Consider the following 4,682-nt stretch of genomic DNA (forward strand, 5'->3'; position numbering starts at 1 on the left):
CCGGGGCACGCCCTGGTGGCGTTCGCGGTGCCGAACGCGCCCGGCCCGCGGCGGCGGGCGTACCAGTCGCTCGTCGGCGTCGCGCCCCTCGTCGCGGACCTGCGCAACTCCGGCTCCACGGTCTGCGACCTGGCGGCGGTGGCCCGGGGGGAACTGGACGCGTTCGTCAGCTTCGACCCCGCGCCGTGGGACGTCGCGGCCGGCACCGCGCTGGTCGAGGCCGCCGGTGGGGTGACCCGACGGTGGCGCCACGACGGGATGGCGGTCCTGGCCACCGGCGCGCCGGCCGTCGTGGCCGCGCTGGCCGGCTGGCTGAGCCCCGACCGTACGGACGACGCCGACGAGAAGAAGGGAACCGACGATGACCGGCAGCGATGAGTTCCGGCTGGCACTTGTGGGGGCGGGCCGGATGGGCCGCCACCACCTGCGGGCCCTGGCCGACCACCGGACGGTCCGGATCCGGCACGTGGTCGACCCGGTTCCGGCGGCACGGGCGGAGGTCGCCGCGGCCGGGCTGCCCGCGTACCCGAGCGTGGCGGACCTGCTCGCGGACGCCACGCCGGACGGTCTCCTGGTGACCGCGCCCACCGGCCGGCACGGCGAGCTGGTCGCGGCCGCCGCCGAGGCCGGGCTGCCGGTGCTGTGCGAGAAGCCGGCCGGGCTCGACCCGGCCGGGGCCGCGCAGGCGGGGCGGGTGGCCGCCGCCGCCGGGATCCCGTTCCAGGTCGCCTACTGGCGGCGGTTCGTCCCGCAGCTGCGCCGGCTGCGCGAGCGGATTGCCGGCGGCGCGCTCGGCGAGGTCCTGTTCGTGGCCGCGTCGCAGTGGGACGGCGAGCCGCCGGCGGCGGCGTTCCGCACCGGCAGCGGCGGGATCTTCGTGGACATGGGCGTGCACGAGTTCGACCAGATCCGGTGGCTGACCGGGCAGGAGATCGACCGGGTCGCCGCGCAGCCCGCCGGTCCGGTCACCGACCCGGCGGTACGCGGCCGGGACGTGGACAGCGCGCAGGCGCTGCTCGGCCTGTCCGGCGGCGGTACCGCGCTGGTCTCGCTCGGCCGGCACCACCGGGGCGGCGACATGGCGACGGTGGAGGTGTTCGGCACCCGGGACCACGAGCGGCTGGCCTTCCTCGACCCGGCCGACGGGGACGCCACCATGTACGCGGCCCTGGCCTGCCAGGCGGAGGACTTCGCCGAGCTGGTCCGCGCGGGCCGGTCGGCGGGCGCCGGGGTGGCGGACGCGGTGGCGGTGCTCGACGCGGCGCACCGGGCGACGGCGCAACTCACCCGGGGTCACGAGATACACACCGATCGGTGACAACTTGCACCATCTGGGATCGAGGTATTCCCCAGCCGAAGGTGGGAATTCCAGCCGTGCACCACACTGTGGACGGTCCTGCGGAGCGGGGGAATGCATCGATGCGGTTCAGTGTCCTCGGCCCGCTGGCCCTTCACGTGGACGATCACCCGATCACGCTCACCGGCACCAAGCCCCGCCTTCTGCTCGCCGTGCTGCTGCTGAGCCCGGGGCGCACGGTCGCCACCTCCCGGCTGGTCGACGGCCTGTGGCCGGACGCGCCGCCCGCGTCGGCGGTACGCAACCTGCGGACGTACGTACACCGGCTGCGGCAGGCGCTGGACCGCGGCGGCGACTCGGCCGACCGGCTGGTCCACGACGGCACCGGCTACCACCTGCGGGTCGACGAGGACGAGCTGGACCTGCTGCGGTTCCGGCGTCTCACCGACGACGCCCGCCGGGCCGCGCGGGGGGACCGGCCGGAGGTCGCCGCCGAGCTGTTCGACCAGGCGGTCGAGCTGTGGGGCGGGCCCCCGCTGGAGGACCTGGCGGATCCGGGCACCGACCTGGGCGCGACCGTCACGGCGCTGCGGGAGCAGCACCGGGAGATCACGACCGAGCTGTTCGACCTGCGCCTGCGACTGCGGCAACCGGCCCGGGTCATCCCGTCGCTGCGCCGGATGGTGGCCGAGGAGCCGCTCGACGAACGCCGGCAGGCGCAGCTGGTGACCGCGCTGACGCTGGAGGGGCGTGTGGCCGAGGCGCTGGCCGTGTACCAGCAGGCCCGGCGCGGCATCGTCGACGAGCTCGGCGTCGACCCCGGTCCCACCCTCCAGGGCGCCCTCCAGGCCGCGCTGGACGGGGACTCCGCCGAGGTCCGACCACCGTCCGGCTGGCCGGCGGCCCTCGGCGCCCGGCCCGCGGCGCCGCCCGGCCCGCCGCCGAGCCCGCAGGCCCTGCCGATGAAGCCGCCGTCCCTGGTCGGCCGGGACACCACGGCCAGCCAGCTCCGCACCATCGCCGAGGGGATCGCCGACCCGGCCGGCGCCGACGAGCACGCCGGGGTCGTGCTCGTGTCCGGCGCGCCGGGCGTCGGCAAGTCGTCGTTCTCGGTGTCCAGCGGGTACGACCTGGCCGACCTCTTTCCCGACGGTCAGCTCTTCGTCAGCTTCGACAGCAGCGACGAGACACCCCGCGGCAGCGGCGAACTGATCAGGGAGCTGCTCGTCGAGCTGGGTGTACCGCTGGCCGACGTGTCCGAGGACATCCGGGAGCGTTCCGCCGCGCTGCGGTGCGCGCTCGCCGGCCGACGGCTGCTGCTCATCATCGACGACGTCCACTGCGCGCAGCAGGTGCGCCCGCTGCTGCCCGGCGCGGGCCGTAGCCTGGTGCTGATCAACAGCCGGCAGCGCCTGCTGGACCTGGACGTCGGCTGGCGGTTGACGCTCGGCGCGCTCGACCGCGCCGACGCGGTGGAACTGCTGGCCACGATCGCCGGTGAGCGCCGGGTACGTGAGCAACCGGAGGTGTTCGGCCGGATCGCCGCGGCCTGCGACCTGTTGCCACTGGCGCTGCGGATCGTCGGCAGCCGGCTCGTCACCCAGCCCGACGTCGCCCTGCCCGGCTTCGCCGCGCACCTGGAGGACGAGGAGAACCGGCTGTCCGAGCTGGCCGTCGGGGACATCTCGGTGCGCGGCAGCCTCTCGGTCAGCTACCAGGCGCTGGACGTCGACGCCCGCCGGGCGCTGCGCGCGCTGGCCCGCGCCGGCTCGTTCATCACCCCGGCCAGCGCGGTGGAGATCCTGCGCCTGCCCCGGCAGCAGGCCAACCGGATGGTGGAGCACCTGGTCCAGCACAATCTGCTGCTGCCCGTCGACTCGGACGATCCGGGCCAGCACTTCCACCTGCCGGAGTTGCTGCGGCTCTTCGCCCGCGAGTGTGTGGACGCGCACGGCCGCCCGTTGCCGGCCACCTGACCCGCCGGCAGCCGGATCGGGGTGTGCGGGTCAGCCGACGCGCACACCCCGATCCGGGTCTCCTCACTTGAGGAAGCGGTCCAGCGCGGCCTCGATGGTGCCGCTGTCCGGCGTCGCGTACGACTTCATCGTCACCTTGTTGTAGGAGATGAAGCTCGGGCAGCGGGCGGCCGGAGCGTTCACCGTGCCGCCGTCACCGACCTTCTCGGCGGTCTTGGCGGCGTGGAACGTCAGCGTGTACCGCGAGGAGATGTAGTCGACGGTGACGACCTTGTCCTCGCTGTTCTTGTACTGGCACTTCTTCGGCGTGCCCTCGCTGCCCTCGACCATCTTCAGGCAGCCGATGACGGACACGGTGGCGAAGTCCGCCGACTTGGCGTAGTACGGCTTGGCCGAGCTGATCGTCTTCTGCGACCAGAACGTCGGCCGGTCCGGGGAGTTGGAGAAGACGTACGCCTTCGAGCCCGCCGGCGCGGTGTACGGGGCGGCGTTGAGGATCGGTCCCCCGTCGCAGACCGCCGACATCTCGCTGGCGTACCGCGCGGTGATCGCGTCGTTGTTGGTGGGACCGTCCGGCCCGGGCGACTCCGGCCCGTCAGCGCTGGGGGTCGCGGACGGACTGCCGTCCGGCCCGGGGGTGGCGCTGCCGGAGGCGACCGGCTTCGGGTCCTCCTCGTCGCCGTTGAAGGCGACGTAGGCGAGCCCGCCGCCGCAGCAGAGCAGCGTCAGCGTCACCGCACCGGCGGCGAGGCCGACGATCAGCCCCTTGCTCTTGCCGCCGCCGCCCTGGGGCGTGCCGGGCGCGTAGGGCGCGGCCGGCGGCGGGAAGCCGGCCTGCCCCGGGAACGACACCGCGGGCTGCGGCGCCCCGTACGGCGCGCCGGAGGCCGGCTGCGATCCGTAGGGCGCGCCGGAAGCGGGCTGGGCGCCGTACGGTGCGCCGGAGGCCGGCTGGGCGCCGTAGGGCGCGCCCGACGCCGGCTGCGAGCCGTAGGGGGCACCTGACGCCGGCGGCGAGCCGTAGGGCGCGCCGGAGGCCGGCTGCGCGCCGTACGGGGCGTTCGGGTCGGGCTGGTTGCCCCACGCTCCGGCGTTCGGGTCCGGATAGCCTCCGTAGGGAGGGTGATTGTCACTCATCTGAGGTTCTTCCACCTGTCGTCCGTGGTTCCGGCGATCAACCACTTCGCAGCGTAATGACGGCCGCAAATCCGGGATCGCCGACGTTCGATCGGTCGCTCACCAGCCGTGCCGGGGTGGCTCCGGTGCGTGCCTCCGCGAATCCGGCCCCGGTCCAGCCACCAGGAGCGACAGTGCCGGGGAGCGTTGCGCCGCAACGAATCGACCCATCGACGGGCTCCCGGCACCCGACTCCGGGGACGCCGAAAAGTGTGACGCACACAACACCTGAG

At 74.5% G+C, this 4,682-nt stretch carries 4 protein-coding genes; 3 read left to right on the forward strand and 1 reads right to left on the reverse strand.

The window, feature by feature from the left end:
- The 3 genes from KBX39_RS23860 to KBX39_RS23870 form a co-directional block, all read left to right on the forward strand.
- A partial coding sequence (locus KBX39_RS23860) for an inositol monophosphatase family protein (RefSeq protein WP_282102458.1) occupies nt 1-378 on the forward strand: 378 nt, incomplete at its 5' end.
- The gene (locus KBX39_RS23865; RefSeq protein WP_113972937.1) at nt 362-1,318 is read left to right on the forward strand and encodes a Gfo/Idh/MocA family protein; all 957 of its coding nucleotides are present in this window, start codon (nt 362-364) and stop codon (nt 1,316-1,318) included. The genes KBX39_RS23860 and KBX39_RS23865, both read left to right, overlap by 17 nt.
- 101 nt (nt 1,319-1,419) lie before the next feature.
- Nucleotides 1,420-3,273, forward strand: coding sequence for an AfsR/SARP family transcriptional regulator (locus tag KBX39_RS23870; RefSeq protein ID WP_166456007.1), 1,854 nt, complete (start codon nt 1,420-1,422; stop codon nt 3,271-3,273).
- 63 nt (nt 3,274-3,336) lie between these two features.
- On the opposite strand, the gene KBX39_RS23875 is transcribed toward KBX39_RS23870, so the two are convergent.
- Nucleotides 3,337-4,410: a hypothetical protein gene (locus KBX39_RS23875; protein ID WP_210872598.1), complete on the reverse strand. Its 1,074-nt coding sequence runs from the start codon at nt 4,408-4,410 to the stop codon at nt 3,337-3,339.
- Nucleotides 4,411-4,682: the final 272 nt, after the last annotated feature.

Source organism: Micromonospora sp. D75 (assembly GCF_018070405.1).
Taxonomy (GTDB): Bacteria; Actinomycetota; Actinomycetes; order Mycobacteriales; family Micromonosporaceae; genus Micromonospora; species Micromonospora chalcea.